This is a genomic window from Pseudoxanthomonas sp. LjRoot125, assembly GCF_964252705.1.
GTDB lineage: Bacteria > Pseudomonadota > Gammaproteobacteria > Xanthomonadales > Xanthomonadaceae > Pseudoxanthomonas_A.
Genome location: NZ_CAXUOY020000003.1, coordinates 168,140 through 182,910 on the forward strand (window position 1 = coordinate 168,140; position 14,771 = coordinate 182,910).

The 14,771-nt window shown below is 68.1% G+C and carries 10 protein-coding genes; 8 read left to right on the plus strand and 2 right to left on the minus strand.

Annotation, left to right across the window (positions count from 1 at the left end):
• Positions 1-80 precede the first annotated feature (80 nt).
• The 7 genes from ACSION_RS17785 to ACSION_RS17815 all read left to right on the plus strand — a co-directional run bounded on the left by ACSION_RS17785 (position 81) and on the right by ACSION_RS17815 (position 9,990).
• Positions 81-1,268: a CaiB/BaiF CoA transferase family protein gene (locus ACSION_RS17785; protein WP_435307107.1), complete on the plus strand. Its 1,188-nt coding sequence runs from the start codon at positions 81-83 to the stop codon at positions 1,266-1,268.
• Positions 1,269-1,388: 120 nt separating this feature from the next.
• Positions 1,389-2,114: a TorF family putative porin gene (locus tag ACSION_RS17790; RefSeq protein ID WP_435307108.1), complete on the plus strand. Its 726-nt coding sequence runs from the start codon at positions 1,389-1,391 to the stop codon at positions 2,112-2,114.
• 120 nt (positions 2,115-2,234) lie between these two features.
• Positions 2,235-3,935 carry a potassium-transporting ATPase subunit KdpA gene (kdpA, locus tag ACSION_RS17795; RefSeq protein WP_435307109.1) on the plus strand — a complete coding sequence of 567 codons (1,701 nt, stop codon included), beginning with the start codon at positions 2,235-2,237 and terminating at the stop codon, positions 3,933-3,935.
• 10 nt (positions 3,936-3,945) lie between these two features.
• Positions 3,946-6,006, plus strand: a complete 2,061-nt coding sequence (gene kdpB / locus ACSION_RS17800) for a potassium-transporting ATPase subunit KdpB (protein ID WP_435307110.1) — start codon at positions 3,946-3,948, stop codon at positions 6,004-6,006.
• 9 nt (positions 6,007-6,015) lie between these two features.
• Positions 6,016-6,600 carry a potassium-transporting ATPase subunit KdpC gene (kdpC, locus tag ACSION_RS17805; protein ID WP_435307111.1) on the plus strand — a complete coding sequence of 195 codons (585 nt, stop codon included), beginning with the start codon at positions 6,016-6,018 and terminating at the stop codon, positions 6,598-6,600.
• Between the two features lie 25 nt (positions 6,601-6,625).
• Positions 6,626-9,271, plus strand: coding sequence for an ATP-binding protein (locus ACSION_RS17810; protein ID WP_435307112.1), 2,646 nt, complete (start codon positions 6,626-6,628; stop codon positions 9,269-9,271).
• Positions 9,268-9,990, plus strand: a complete 723-nt coding sequence (locus tag ACSION_RS17815) for a response regulator (RefSeq protein WP_435307113.1) — start codon at positions 9,268-9,270, stop codon at positions 9,988-9,990. The genes ACSION_RS17810 and ACSION_RS17815 overlap by 4 nt, the downstream gene beginning before the upstream one ends.
• A gap of 179 nt (positions 9,991-10,169) precedes the next feature.
• On the opposite strand, the gene ACSION_RS17820 is transcribed toward ACSION_RS17815, so the two are convergent.
• Entirely contained in the window at positions 10,170-11,705 is a 1,536-nt protein-coding gene (locus ACSION_RS17820; RefSeq protein WP_435307114.1) for a M56 family metallopeptidase, read from the minus strand.
• On the minus strand, positions 11,702-12,094 hold the full coding sequence (locus ACSION_RS17825; protein ID WP_435307115.1) for a BlaI/MecI/CopY family transcriptional regulator: 393 nt from the start codon (positions 12,092-12,094) through the stop codon (positions 11,702-11,704). The genes ACSION_RS17820 and ACSION_RS17825 overlap by 4 nt, the downstream gene beginning before the upstream one ends.
• Before the next feature lie 341 nt (positions 12,095-12,435).
• On the opposite strand from ACSION_RS17825, the gene ACSION_RS17830 reads away from it, so the two are divergent.
• A complete protein-coding gene (locus ACSION_RS17830; RefSeq protein WP_435307116.1) occupies positions 12,436-14,451 on the plus strand; it encodes a serine hydrolase domain-containing protein in 2,016 nt (671 codons plus the stop codon).
• Positions 14,452-14,771 lie beyond the last annotated feature (320 nt).

Below are 14,771 nucleotides of genomic sequence, written 5' to 3' on the forward strand. Positions count from 1 at the left end.
GGCCGCTGGCTGTATCGCGCCCGCCCCGTGGCACAGACTGGCCATCGCCGTTGCGGCGGCGGCTGAAGGAGCCCTCTTCCATGGACAATCCGTCTCCCTTCCGTTCGCGGCTGCGCACGGGTCCCGTCGGCCCGCTGAGCGGGGTGAAGGTGCTCGACCTCAGCGCCTACATCGCCGGGCCGTACGGCTGCACACTGCTGGCCGACCAGGGCGCCGACGTGATCAAGGTCGAGCCGCCCGATGGCGACAACCTGCGCCAGTATCCGTCCACGCTGGAGCGCGAGAGCCGCGCTTTCCTCGGCGTGAACCGCAGCAAGCAGGGCATCGCGCTCGATCTCAAGCAGCCGGCCGACCACGCCGCGCTGCTGCGCCTGGTGCGCGAGGCCGACGTGCTGGTGCACAACTTCCGTCCCACCGTGCCGAAGCGGCTGGGCATCGATTTCGACAGCCTGACGGTGATCAACCCGCGGTTGATCTACTGCGCGGTGACCGGCTACGGCGAAACCGGGCCGATGAAGGACAAGGCCGGCTATGACCAGGTGCTGCAGACGATGACCGGCATGTGCACGCTGCAGGGCAAGCGCGGCGGTGCGCCGGAAATCATCTACGGCTCGGTGGTGGACTACTACGCGGCGGCGCTGCTCGCCGCCGGCGTGTCGTCGGCGCTGTACGAACGCGAACGCAGCGGGCGCGGGCAGTTCGTCGGCGTGTCGCTGTTGCGCAGCGCGCTGACCATGCAGTCCGCGCGCATGATCTGGGCCGAAGGTGAAGCGCTCGACATCGGTCGCGACATGCGCTCCGGCGGCGTCACCGGCATCCATCCGGCGCGCGAGGGCTATCTCTATCTCTCGGCCAACACGCCGCGCTTCTGGAAGGCGCTGTGCCGCCTGACCGGCCTGGACGCGTTGGCCGACGACCCGCGCTACGACAGCGTGCGCAAGCGCGCCGCGCAGGCCGCCGAGATCGTCCCGCAGCTGCACGACGCGTTGCAGGCGCGCACCGCAACGGAGTGGGAAGCGCACTTCGGCGACGAAGTGCCGTGCGCGGCGGCGCGACGCGTCGAAGACATGTTCGAACATCCGCAGGTGCTGGCCGAAGACATGGTGGCCGAGATCGCGCATCCCGTCGTCGGCAGCTATCGCGGCGTCACCCGACCCATCGCGTTCGGGCGCACGCCGGGTCCGGCGCCGTTCGCCGCGCCGGTGTTCGATCAGGATGCGGAGCACGTGCTCGGCACGCCATCGTCGCAGGCACGCAACGCCGGCTGAGTCGGGGCGCGCGGTTTTACGCCGAATTTACGGCGGTGCGCGGGAAGCGCATGGCGGCTTTACGCGGGGCAGGACCAGACTTTCGCGGTCGGCGGAACGTCTTCCGCCTGGATCGCACCGATGTCTTCCTCCTCGTTCCTTCCGCGCCGGTCGATGCCGGCGCGTCTCGTCGTTTCTTCCGTCGCCGCCGGCCTGCTGCTGGCGATGGCGTCCACCACGCACGCCGCTACCTTCAACGGTTCCGGTGCGCTCACCACCGATTACGTCTGGCGTGGCACCACCCAGACCCAGGGCGATCCGGCCGTGCAGGCCGGCTTCAAGGCCACGGCCGATAACGGCGTGTACGGCGCGGTGTGGGGCTCGAACGTCGAGTTCGCACCGGACACCCACGCCAGCAGTGAAATCGATGTCACCGTGGGCTGGGGTGGAACGCTGTCGGACGACTGGGCGCTCGACCTCAACCTGACCCACTACCGTTATCCGTCCACCACCGTCGACCTGGACTGGACCGAGGCCATCGGTACGCTGACGTGGAAGCAGAACTACTGGGCGCAGCTGGGGTATTCCACTGAAGCGCTCGCCACCGATGACGCGGGCGCCTATGCCCAACTCGGCGCGAGGTTCCCGCTGAACGACCAGCTCCGCGTGGAAGCCGTGGCCGGCTACTACGGGCTGGACGACGTCTACGACGACAGTTACGCGCATGTGCAGCTCGGCGCCGTGTGGGCGTTCAAGGCGCCGTTCGAACTGCGTGTCACGGCGCATGCCACCGACAACCGCGCGAAGACGCTGTTCCCCGGCCTGGCCGGTTCGCGCGTGGAAGCGGCGCTCCAGGCTGCGTTCTGAGCATCGCCATGGCCACCGACTTCCTTCATCTGCTGCTGGCCCTGGCGGGCGTGCTCGCCGGTGCCGGTCTCCTGTTCCTGCTGATCACGCGGCGCGTACGCGCCCCGATGGACGACCTCCATGACTGAATTCCTCCTTGTATTCGCGCTGGCCATCGCGCTGGGCTGGCCGCTGGGCCGCTATCTCGCGGCGGTCATGCGCGGTGCGCCGATGCGCGGCGATGCGTTGTTCGGTTGGCTCGAACGACCGCTGTACCGCCTGCTCGGCGTCGATCCGGCGCAGGGCATGGACTGGAAGGCGTATGCGAAAGCCTTCCTGCTGAGCAACCTGGTCCTCGGCGTGCTGACCTGGGGCGTCTTCATGACCCAGGCGTGGTTGCCGCTCAATCCCAACGATGCGCCGAACATGCGCTGGGACCTGGCGCTGCACACGATGGTGTCGTTCCTCACCAACACCAACCAGCAGCACTACTCGGGCCAGGCGCAGCTGTCGCACCTCGCGCAGATGACCGGCATCGTCGGCCTGCAGGTGGTCACGCCGATGATGGGCCTGGCCTTGGTCGTGGCCACGCTGCGTGGCTTCTTCGGTGGCCGCGGCGACAAGGCCACCACGCCCGCCGCCGGTGACGCCGATCTCGGCAACTACTGGGCCGACGTCATCCGCCCGGCCGTGCGCCTGATGCTGCCGTTGTGCCTGCTGTGGTCGCTGCTGCTGACCTGGCAGGGCGTGCCGTCGACGCTGCAGGGTGGACCGGTCGCCACGCCGATCGACACGACGGCGGAGATGGCCGAGCAGAAGATTCCGGTCGGCCCGGTCGCGCCGATGGTGGCGGCCAAGCAGTTGGGCACCAATGGCGGCGGCTGGTATGGCCCGAACAGCGCGGTGCCGCTGGAGAACCCCACGCCGTTCTCGAACCTGCTGGAAACGCTGGGCATCGTGCTGATCCCGGTCGCCATCGCCTTCATGGTCGGCGGTTTCACCGGCCGGCGGAGATTCACCGCACTGGTGTTCGGCACCATGCTGACGATGTCGCTGGTGTCGACGGGCGCTGCGCTGTGGTCCGAAAGCCTGTCCGGCACCGCCACCGACATCGCCCTGATGGAAGGCAAGGAAGTCCGCTTCGGCGACGCGCCGTCCGCGCTGTGGGCGGCCGTCACCACGCAGACATCGAACGGCTCGGTCAATGCGATGCACGACTCGCTGGCGCCACTGACCGGGCTGGTGACGCTCGGCACCATGCTGGTGAATGCGATCTGGGGCGGCATCGGCTGCGGCCTGCAGCAGTTCCTCGTCTATCTGCTGCTCAGCGTGTTCCTTGCCGGCCTGATGACCGGCCGCACGCCGGAACTGTTCGGGCGCAAGATCGAAGCGCATGAAGTGAAACTGCTCGCCGCGCTGGTGCTGCTGCAGCCGCTGGCATTGCTGGCGTTCACCGCCACCACGCTGGCGGTGCCCTCGATCACCGGCAACTCGAATCCCGGTTTCCACGGCATCAGCCAGGTGTTCTACGAGTACACCTCGGCCTTCGCCAACAACGGTTCCGGCTTCGAGGGGCTGGGCGATGCGACCTATTGGTGGAACCTCAGTACGACGCTGATGTTGCTGCTCGGCCGCTACCCCGCGCTGATCATCCCGCTGGCCATCGCCGCGTCGCTCGCCCGCAAGCGCGCCGCGCCGGAAAGCCCCGGCACCCTCCAGGTGGAAACCCCGACCTTCGCGCTCACCCTGATCGCCGTGGTCGTCATCCTGACCCTGCTGCAGTTCATGCCCGTGCTGGTCCTCGGCCCGATCGCCGACCACCTGGCCTTGAGCGCGCTCTGAGAACACCGACATGACTCCTTCTTCCTCACGCTCCTCCGGCCGTGCGCCGGTCCTGCTCGACCGCGCCGGCGTCCACGCCGCGGTGATCGCGTCGTTCGCCAAGCTCGCCCCGCAGCACGCCTTCAAGAATCCAGTCATGGCCGTGGTCTGGCTGGGCACGTGGCTGACCGCCGGGCTGACGCTCGCCGGCACCACCGCGCCCGACATCGGCTGGGCGGTGACCGTGCTGCTGTTCGTCACCGTGCTGTTCGCCAACTTCGCCGAAGCCGTCGCCGAGGCGCGCGGCCGCGGCCAGGCGGCATCGCTGCGGCGCGCCCGCAAGGATCTCGTCGCCCGCCGCGTGGATACGCCGCTCGGCGGCACCGAACGCCGCCTGCCCGCGGCGGAGCTGCGGCCCGGCGACTACGTCATCGTGTCGGCCGGCGAACAGATCCCGGCCGATGGCGAGATCGTCAAAGGACTGGCCACGATCAACGAATCCGCCGTCACCGGCGAATCCGCCCCGGTGCTGCGCGAAGCCGGCACCGACCGCAGCGGCGTGATCGGCGGCACCCAGGTGCTGTCGGACGAGATCGTGGTGAAGATCACTGCCGAGCCTGGCCACAGCTTCCTCGACCGGATGATCGCGCTGGTCGAAGGCGCCAACCGGCAGAAGACGCCGAACGAGATCGCCCTAGGCCTGCTGCTGCTGACGATGACGCTGACCTTCCTCATCGTCGTGGTCACGCTGCCCTTCATTGCGGGTTTCGTCGGCGCCAAGCTCGATCCGCTGCTGCTGGTCGCGCTGCTGGTCTGCCTGATTCCCACCACCATCGGCGGCCTGCTGCCGGCCATCGGCATCGCCGGCATGAACCGCGCCTTGGCCGCCAACGTGCTGGCCAAGTCGGGCAAGGCGGTGGAAGTGGCCGGCGACGTCGACGTGCTGCTGCTCGACAAGACCGGCACCATCACCCACGGCGACCGCCAGGCCACGCTGTTCCATCCGCTGGCCGGCGTCGACCGCGAGCAACTGCGCGATGCCGCCATGCTCGCCTCGCTGGCCGACCCCACGCCGGAAGGCAAGTCGATCGTGAAGCTGGCGCGCGAGCAGGGCGCCGTGCTGGTGGACCCGCAGCACGCGACCTTCATCGCCTTCACCGCGCAGACGCGCATGTCCGGCGTGGATCTGCCGGACGATGGCCGCGGCCACGCGCGCGTGATCCGCAAGGGCGCGGCCGACGCGATCCTCAAGCATGTGCAAGCGCACGACGGCACCGCGCCCGCCGAACTCAACGCGCGGGTGGAACAGGTCGCCCGCAACGGCGCCACGCCGCTGGTCGTCAGCGATGGCAACCACGTGCTCGGCGTGGTCGAACTCTCCGACGTGGTCAAGCACGGCATCAAGGAAAAGTTCGCCCACATGCGCGCCATGGGCATCCGCACGGTGATGATCACCGGCGACAACCCGTTGACCGCCGCCGCCATCGCCGCCGAAGCCGGCGTGGACGACTACATCGCCGAGGCACGCCCCGAAGACAAGCTGGCGCGCATCCGCCAGGAACAGGCCGGTGGCCGCCTGGTCGCGATGGTCGGCGACGGCACCAACGACGCACCGGCGCTGGCGCAGGCCGACGTGGGCCTGGCGATGAACTCCGGCACGCAGGCGGCGAAGGAGGCGGGCAACATGGTCGATCTCGACTCCGACCCGGCCAAGTTGCTGGAGGTCGTCGAAGTCGGCAAGCAGCAGCTGATCACGCGCGGCGCGCTGACCACCTTCTCGCTGGCCAACGACGTATCGAAGTACTTCGCGATCCTGCCGGCGCTGTTCGCGTCCGCCATCCCCTCGATGGCCGCGCTCAACGTCATGCAGCTGTCCAGCCCGACCAACGCGGTGATCGCGGCGCTGATCTTCAACGCCATCATCATCCCGCTGCTGATCCCGCTGGCCTTGCGCGGCGTGCGCTTCCGTCCATCCGGCGCCACCGCGCTGCTGCGCCGGAACATGCTGGTCTACGGCGTGGGCGGCGTGCTGCTGCCGTTCGCCGCCATCAAGCTCATCGATCTGTTGCTGGCCGCCGTTACCGGCGCCTGAGGAATTGCCATGACCACTGCTTCCGCCCCCCAGGGCGCACTCCGTCCGTCGCTGATGCTGGCCGCCGTCTCGCTGCTCGGCTTCGGCCTGCTGTACTCGCTTGCCGGCACCGGCCTGGGCCGCGTGCTGTTTCCCGACCAGGCCACCGGCAGCCTGATCGAACACGACGGGCGGGTGATCGGCTCGTCGCTGGTCGCCCAGCCGTTCGCCGATGATCGCTATTTCCAGTCGCGCCCATCGGCGGCGAACTACGACACGATGGCGCTGGCCGGCAGTAACCAGGCGCGCACCAACCCCGACCTGCGTGCGCGCATCGATGAAGCGCGCGCCGCCGTCGCCGCGCGCGAGCAGGTGGCGCCGTCCGACGTCCCCGGCGACCTGGTCACCCAGTCCGGCGGCGGCATCGATCCGCACCTGTCGCCGGCCGCCGTGCGCATCCAGATCCCCCGCGTGGCGCGCGCGCGCGGCGTCGATGCCGCCGGGGTCGAAGCCCTCGTCGTGGCGCACACCGAGGCTCCGCAGTTCGGCGTCCTCGGCGCACCGAGGATCAACGTGCTGGAACTGAATCTGGCACTCGATGCACAAGCGCGTTGAGCCGTTCCACGCGCACAATAGGTCCATGACCGACCCTCGCCACCGCCAGGCCGACGCGCTGATCGACCACCTGCAGCGCGAGCGGGGCGGGCGGTTGACCGTGTTCCTCGGCGCGGCGCCGGGCGTGGGCAAGACCTATACGCTGCTGTCGCGGGCGCGCGAGCTGCGCCGGCAAGGCCAGGACGTGGTGGTGGGCATCGTCGAGACGCACGGGCGCGCCGAAACCGCTGCGCTGACCGAGGGACTGGAGATCCTGCCGCGCAGGCGCGTGGCCTACCAGGGTCGCTGGCTGGAGGAAATGGACCTGGACGCGCTGCTGGCCCGTCGTCCGCAGATCGCGCTGGTGGACGAACTGGCCCACCGCAACGCGCCTGGCAGCCGCCACGAACGACGCTGGCAGGACGTGATCGAACTGCTCGACGCCGGCATCGATGTGCACACGACGGTCAACATCCAGCACCTGGAGAGCCTCAACGACGTGGTGCACCGGATCACCGGCGTACGCGTCAGCGAGACCGTGCCGGATGCCGTGTTTGATCGGCTGCGCGACATCGTGCTGGTCGACCTGCCGCCGCGTGAGCTGATCGAACGGTTGCACCAGGGCAAGGTCTACCTGCCCGAACAGGCAGCGCAGGCATTGCAGGCGTTCTTCTCGCCATCCAACCTGATCGCACTGCGCGAACTCGCCATGCAGACCGCCGCCGACCGCGTGGATGCCGATCTGCGCGAGGACCAGGCCGCGCGCGGGCTCCCGGGTCTGCCGTTGCGCCGGCGGGTGCTGGTCGCGATCGACGGACTGGGCCAGTCCGAGTACCTGGTGCGCGCCGCGCGCCGCATCGCCGAGCGTCGCGACGCGCCATGGGCCGTGGTGACGGTGCAGGTCGCCGATGCACTGGATGAAGCGCGTCAGCGCGAGATCGATCAAGCGTTCGCGTTGGCGCGGCGCCTCGGCGCGGAGACCGATGTGCTGCGCGGAGCGCGCATCGCCGATGCATTGCTCGACCACGCCGCGCAGAACGGTGCGTCCACGCTGGTGCTGGGGCGAACACGCGAGCGGCCGGTGGCGCGCATGTTCAATCGCACGCTGACCCAGCAGCTCCTGCAGCGCGGCGCTCATTACGAGCTGGTCATCATCAGCACGCCGGAAGCCCGCGCCCGGGCGCGTCGCGGCGACACGCGCCTGTCGGACCTGCTGGGCCGCCACGATCTGGCCTTCGCTGCCGTGGCGTCGGTACTCGCGGTCGGTGTCGCGGCGCTGGCCGAGCGCTGGGTGGGGCTGGACGACCTGTCGATGGTGTTCATCGTCGCGGTGGTGCTGGTGGCCGCGCGCACGCGCATGACGGCCGCGGTCGTCGCGGCACTGTTGAGTTTCCTGGCCTACAACTTCTTCTTCATCGAACCGCGTTTCACCCTCAACATCGGCGCACGGCAGGGCGTGACCACGGTGGTGCTGTTCCTGGTGGCAGCGCTGGTCGCCGGCCGGCTCGCGTCGCGCCTGCGCATGCAGGTGGTGGCGCTGCGCGCGGCCAATGCGCAGGCCACGGCGCTGCAGGCGCTGGGGCGCGACCTGGCGGGGGCCGCCGACCTGGGACAGGTGTTGGCCGCAGGCCGCAAGGCGTTGTCGCGCGCGTTGCCCGGCGAGGCGTGGTTGCGCGTGCAGGGGCAGGCGGTGCCGGCGCACGCGGTACTGTCCGACATCGACCGCGCGGCGGCGGACTGGGCGCAGCAGCATGGGCAGCCCACCGGCCGCCACACCGACACGCTGGCGGGCGCGGCGCACTGGTTCCTGCCGCTGCGTGGCGACCGCGACACCTTGGGCGTGCTCGGCCTGCGCTTCGACGATGCGGCGCGCCTGGTGCCCGAGCAGCGTCGTCTCGCCGAAGCGATGGCCGACGACATCGCGCAGGCGGTAGTACGCACGCGGCTGGTCGCCGAACTGGAAGACGCGCGCGTCAGTGGCGAAACCGAACGCTTGCGCTCGGCGCTGCTGTCGTCGGTGTCGCACGACCTGCGCTCGCCGCTGGCCTCGATGATCGGCTCGGCCAGCAGCCTGGCCAGCTACGGACAGCAGATGGGCGAAGAAGACCGGCGTAGCCTGCTCGACACCATCCAGCAGGAGGGCGAGCGGCTGGACCGCTACATCCAGAACCTGCTCGACATGACCCGCCTCGGTCATCGCGGGCTAACGCTCAACCGCGACTGGATCGGCGTGGACGAGCTGCTGGGCTCGGCGGTCACGCGCCTGCAGCGCTACCAGCCCGGCGTGCACGTGCAGACCGCGGTCGCCGCGGACGTGCCGCCGGTGTGGGTGCACCCGGCGCTGATCGAGCAGGCGGTGTTCAACGTGCTGGAGAACGCCGCGAAGTTTTCGCCAGCGGACGCACCGGTGCAGATCGACGCGAAGCTCGTCGACGGCGCATTGCGCATCGACGTGCGCGACCGGGGCCCCGGGATTCCGGAAGACGAGCGCGCGCGCATCTTCGACATGTTCTACAGCGTGGAGCGCGGCGACCGCGGCCGCCACGGCACCGGCCTGGGACTGGCGATCTGCCAGGGCATGGTGGGCGCGCACGGCGGCAGCGTGCAGGCGCTGCCGGGACCCGATGGCCGCGGCACGGTGATCCGGATTACCCTGCCGCTGCTCTCGCCCACGCCCCAGGAACCGGCTTGACCTACACCGCGCCACCGCACGCGTCCGCACCGCCGGCCCGCATCCTGGTGATCGACGACGAGCCGCAGATCCGCCGCTTCCTCGACATCAGCCTGCGCGCGCAAGGCTACGTGGTGGCGCTGGCCGAGAGCGGGCGCGCCGGGCTGGCGGAACTGGCTGCGCATGGCGCCGACCTCGTCGTGCTCGACATCGGTCTGCCCGATCTCGACGGTCAGGGCGTGCTACACGAGTTGCGCCAGTGGTCGCAGGTGCCGGTCATCATGCTGACCGTGCGCGATGGCGAGGCGGAGAAAGTCGCCGCGCTCGATGGCGGCGCGAACGACTACGTCACCAAGCCGTTCGGCGTGCAGGAACTGATGGCGCGCATCCGCGGCCTGCTGCGCGCACGCATCGCCCCGGCCGACGCCGCGATGCCGGTGTTCGACGACGGCCACCTGCACGTGGACCTCGGTCGCCGCGAAGTGACGCTGGGCGGCGAACCGGTGGTGCTGAGCCGCAAGGAATTCGCCCTGCTCGCGCTGCTGCTGCAGCACGCCGGCCGCGTGGTCACCCAGCCACAACTGCTGCGCGAACTCTGGGGCCCCACCCACCAGGACGACACGCATTACCTGCGCATCCTCGTGGGCAAGTTGCGACAGAAGCTGGGTGATGACGCGACAGCGCCGCGGTACATCGCGACGGAACCGGGGGTGGGGTTGCGGTTTATTGCGCGGGAGTGAGGGCAGGGTTCACGGCAAATGGCCACAGGGAGACGTGTCCCGGTGCTGTCTTTGCGATGAAGGCGGGGAAATTCCACGACCCTGCTCGAACAATAGGAGCCGACACTTGGCCTTTTGCGGACCGTCTTGTGCGCAATCTTCGCTTTTCCGGTTATGGCTGGAAGGTGCGCTGATCGCGGTCAGTGCCGTCCGGCAGTGGCGCCTTGCTCGATCAGATACGCGCGCATGGCGGGATCCTTGGCCTGGTTCAACGGCGTGCGCCAGCGCCCCAGCCAGCCGTCCGCTTCCACGCCGAGGTTGACGTTGGCGCCATGCCGTACGAGATAGCGGACCGTCGGCAGATGGCCGGCGCGTGCGGCATTGATCAGCGGTGTTTCGTCGTAGGTCACCACGCGATTGACGTCCGCGCCGGCGTCGACCAGGCGTTCGACCACCGGCTGCAGCCCGAGTCGGGACGCGACGATCAGCGGATTTCCCTCGCCAAGCGAAGCCCTGTCGGGATCGGCTCCCAGCCCGAGAAGCACATCGACGGTGTCCAGGTTGCGCGAACGCACCGCTTGGATGAGCGGTGTGCCTTCGTCGAGCACCCGCGCATCGACATCCGCACCGGCCTGCACCAACTGACGCACCTCGCCAGTCTGGCCCGCGCGCGCCGCGGCCAGCAGCGCGATGACGCGTGCCTCCGGCTCCGCGCCGCCCCTGTCCGGCAGTGTGATGCGGGGTACGGCCGCGATCGCCAGGCCCGCGCACGCGACCAGCAGCAGCGCACAGAACGCCATCGCTGCTTTGCGTTGCGACGACGCGGCGCCGGATGTCCCGACAAGCAGCCCATCGATACGGCGCGCGAGGTGGCTGCGTTTGCCGAACATGCCGACAGCCAGCCAATCGCGCCGATCATCCGCCTGCGACAAGATCTCGGCGCTGGTCAGGAGCGAGTCGGCATAGTCGGCATCCCTCGCGCTGCCTTGGACGGCCCTCGCATCGCACGCGAGTTCGCGTGCGAGGTCGAGGCGTGCAGTGATGGCGTGCAGGAACGGGTTCCACCAGAACAGGGCGGCCGCAGCGCGCGTCACCGTGGTCCACCAAAGATCCCCACGCCTGATGTGCGCAAGCTCGTGGCGGACGATGTCTTCCAGTGCATCCGCCGAGAGGCGATCGATCAGCACGCGCGGGATCAGGATGCGCGGGCGGAACAGCCCGATGACCATGGGGCCATCGGTGGCCGTCGCCAGAACATCGACATCACGGGGCATTACGGCTGCCAGCGACGTCTCCAGCGCAGGATCGCGTTGCGCGTATCGGCACAGGCGACGCGACTGGCGCGCACTCTCGACCAGGCGCATCCATTGCCACAGGACGCCCAGCATCCACACCAACACCAGGAGCGTCCCGTAGGAGCGTGGGATCTCCATGTACATCATGTCCGGCTGCCGGCCTGCGTCGTAGACCGCTTCATCCATGCGCGCTCCTTCTTCGGGCAGCAGCACGATGGGAGTGGTGGCGGCGGCATCTGCACGCGTCGCATCCAGCCCGCCTGGAAGGAGCGAGGCAAACGGCAGCAGTAACGCCAGCGCGAGGGTGGACAGGAGCAGCCAGGATCGGCGTTCGGCGCTGAGTGGACGTACCCGCACCAACAGCAGCGCGACAGCGAACAGGACGAGGCTGATGAAGGCGTGCTGGGCGGCGAACCGCAGCACGATGTCGATGGAATTCATGTGCTCCTCCTGAGCTTCGCTCTCTCGACCTTCTCGCGCAGCGCCTTCAGTTCTGTGCGATCGACACCGTCCTGATTCAGCAGGTGTTGCGCCAGCAGGTTCGGCGAGCCGTCGAAGAACTGGGTCAAGAGATGATCCAGCGCCTGATTGCGGGCCTGCTCGCGCGTGATCTTCGCGCGGTAGATGAAGGCGCGCCCCTCCTGGCGGTGAACGACGAAGCCTTTCTTGGCCAGGATGCTGAACATGGTCAGCACCGTGGTGTACGCAAGAGGCTTCTGCTTCGACAGCTCGTCCGCGACCTCGCGCACCGACGCCTCGCCCTTCTCCCAAAGGACCTCAAGGATCGCCTGCTCGGACTTTGTCGGTGTGGGGGAGACGGGTCGGGCCATGACGTTCCTACGTGCAAGCAGCGGATGTATCGGAGCATGCGTCTGCAGGGGTGTCAACTAGTTATATCGTTGATACGCAAGGGCAGCTGCGCAGACCTCCCAGCCCCTGGAGAAAGTAGTGAAGACGCCGGGGTTCCTCACGGCTGACACGGCCATCGAACTTGATAACTAAATCTATAGTTGACAAGCGTGCCGGGGCGCGGCAGGCTTTATAAAACTAATTAGATAGTTTTTGTGGCGACGGTCGGCAGGGACTTCCAGTGGAGCGATTCCGCAGATCTCGAGGACCAGAAGCTTGGCGAGGCGTCATCAACATCAACTGAGTAGTCCAGAGGTCATGAATGAAGCGGTTCGACTGGTGGCTGCGAGCCACCCTGGTTTTCGTTTGTCTTCAGTCGCTGAGTAGCGTCACCCAGGCGGCGACGCCCGCCGATGGCGCGTTCTTCCAGGAGGATGCGTGGAACAAGACGGATTCGGGCGTGACCTTCATAACGCCCGCCGGCTGGGAGGCCGAGAAGCGGGGAAACCTGGTGGTCTTGAAGGCGCCGGGAGTCGACGCATCGGTGGCGCTGCTGGACATCACGGCCGGTTCGCCGGATCAAGCATTGGCCGCCGCGTGGCGACAGTACTCATCATCCGCCGTGCCCGTGCCGCGATCACAGAGAGAACGTCCCGTTCGCGGTGGCTGGAAAGCGGTGCGCAGCTACAACTACGACAGCGGAAAAGCAGGCGGGCACATCCTGCGCGCGCAAGTGCTGCAGGATGGCGCGGTGCATGCGGTAGTGATCATGGACGTCGCGGCTGACGTGATGGATCGCAGGGAAGCGCAGTTCACCCGCATCCTGACCAGCATCCGGGCGCCCGGCTTCGTGCCCGAGACGCTGGTTGGGAAGAAGCCCCGGGAACTCGATCGCGCCAGAACCGCGACGCTCGCGCGGTTCGTCGAAGAAGCGCGCATCGCGCTGGAGATTCCCGGCTTGGCGCTCGGCATCGTGCAGGACGGCGAGGTCAAGTTCTCGGGCGGCTTTGGAGTTCGGCGGAAGGGCCACCCTGACGCGGTGGATGGGGCGACGCGATTCCTTACCGCTTCGGTCACCAAGCCACTGACATCCCTGATGCTGGCGAAGCTGGTGGACGAAGGGAAGCTCCGCTGGGACACGCCCGCGATGGACGCGTTGCCCCAGTTCCGCGTGGGCGATCCGCTGCTGCGCCAGCGGGTCCAGGTCCGGCATCTGCTTTGCGCATGCACAGGCATCCCGGCCCAGGACATGGAGGGGATCTTCTCCGGCGATGAGATGGGTCCCAACCAGGTGCTCGAGGTGCTGGCCACGATCAAGCCCACGGCGAAGCCGGGGGAGCTCTATCAGTACTCCAATCTCATGGCCGTGTCCGCGGGCTATCTGGGTGCGCATGTGGCGCATCCCGAGCTTCCGCTGGATCGCGCCTACGACCTGACGATGCAGGAGCGCGTGCTGGATCCGCTGGGCATGTCATCGACGACGTTCGACTTCGATGTCGCGCTCTCGGGGAACTTCGCGTCGCCTCATGGCGTCAACTTCAATGGTGTCACCGAGCCGGTCCCGATGGGGTACAACCGGATGTCGATACCGATGCGTCCGGATGGCGGCGCGTGGAGCACCATCAATGATCTGGTTCGCTACCTGCAGATGGAGCTGGCCGCCGGGCAACTGCCAGGAGGCGGGCGATACATCGGTAACGAGGCGCTGCACGAACGCTTGAAGAGCCAGGTGGCACGCGGTGGCGTGGACCAGTGGTACGCCATGGGGATCAAGACGGATCGTCGCCTCGGCATCCTCCAGGCAGTACATGGTGGGAGCATGGCGGGCTACCAGGCGGAGGTCTTCTGGCTCCCGGACATCGGCGCCGGCTACGTGCTGCTCGCCAATGCCGATGCGGGTGCCCAACTGAGGAGCGTCCTGTCGGATCGCTTCCTGGAACTGCTGTTCGATGTCGACCAGGGCGCGCAGGCCGCCTTGCGGGAGATCCCTTCCCAGATGAAGGAGGCGCGCGAGGAGCACCGTCGTCGCCTGCAAAGCCCCATCGCCCCCCTTCTTCTGGCTTCCCTGGCATCAACGTACTCGCACCCGACCCTTGGGCGTATCGATGTCAAGACCGAGGGCGGCAGGACGTTGTTCGACTTCGGCGGCTGGAGCACCGAAGTGGCCGCCGTCCTCGGCGAAGGCGACGCGCTGGAGTCCATCTCTCCGAGCGTCGCGGGAATGAGGTTCGACGTCTCGCGCGAGGCCTCCGTGCGGACCCTGGTTCTCGACGATGGGCAGCGCTCCTACACCTTTCGAGAGGACGTGCGGCCCGTCGGCGTGCCAGAGCCTAGGTAACGCGCCCTTGACCACGCACGTCTGGAGCGTCGCGCGGCAACCCGGGGACATTTGATGGATGTTTGATCGGTGTCGGATACCTGTATCCAAACCGCGTGCGTGGAGCGCGATCTGCGCGCACGCGGGTGACCCGCGCCAGCGTGCGACTCAAGCAAAGTTAGCCTGTTGAATCGCCATGCATCGGCGGTCATTGTGGTCGCCATGGCCGGCTTGCTGCAGGCCTGTGCAACGCTGGGCGCGTCGTTCGTTGCCGCCGGCCGGGTCCATCGTCGATGGGGATGTCAGGATCATCGACGCGAATAGCAGCAAGCCTTGCCTGC

What these genes read in the sequence shown, in the direction of transcription:
- ACSION_RS17785 (WP_435307107.1), top strand. Translation starts at nt 81, where the DNA reads ATGGACAATCCGTCTCCCTTCCGTTCGCGGCTGCGCACGGGTCCCGTC.
- ACSION_RS17790 (WP_435307108.1), top strand. Translation starts at nt 1,389, where the DNA reads ATGTCTTCCTCCTCGTTCCTTCCGCGCCGGTCGATGCCGGCGCGTCTC.
- kdpA (WP_435307109.1), top strand. Translation starts at nt 2,235, where the DNA reads ATGACTGAATTCCTCCTTGTATTCGCGCTGGCCATCGCGCTGGGCTGG.
- kdpB (WP_435307110.1), top strand. Translation starts at nt 3,946, where the DNA reads ATGACTCCTTCTTCCTCACGCTCCTCCGGCCGTGCGCCGGTCCTGCTC.
- kdpC (WP_435307111.1), top strand. Translation starts at nt 6,016, where the DNA reads ATGACCACTGCTTCCGCCCCCCAGGGCGCACTCCGTCCGTCGCTGATG.
- ACSION_RS17810 (WP_435307112.1), top strand. Translation starts at nt 6,626, where the DNA reads ATGACCGACCCTCGCCACCGCCAGGCCGACGCGCTGATCGACCACCTG.
- ACSION_RS17820 (WP_435307114.1), bottom strand. Translation starts at nt 11,705, where the DNA reads ATGAATTCCATCGACATCGTGCTGCGGTTCGCCGCCCAGCACGCCTTC.
- ACSION_RS17825 (WP_435307115.1), bottom strand. Translation starts at nt 12,094, where the DNA reads ATGGCCCGACCCGTCTCCCCCACACCGACAAAGTCCGAGCAGGCGATC.
- ACSION_RS17830 (WP_435307116.1), top strand. Translation starts at nt 12,436, where the DNA reads ATGAAGCGGTTCGACTGGTGGCTGCGAGCCACCCTGGTTTTCGTTTGT.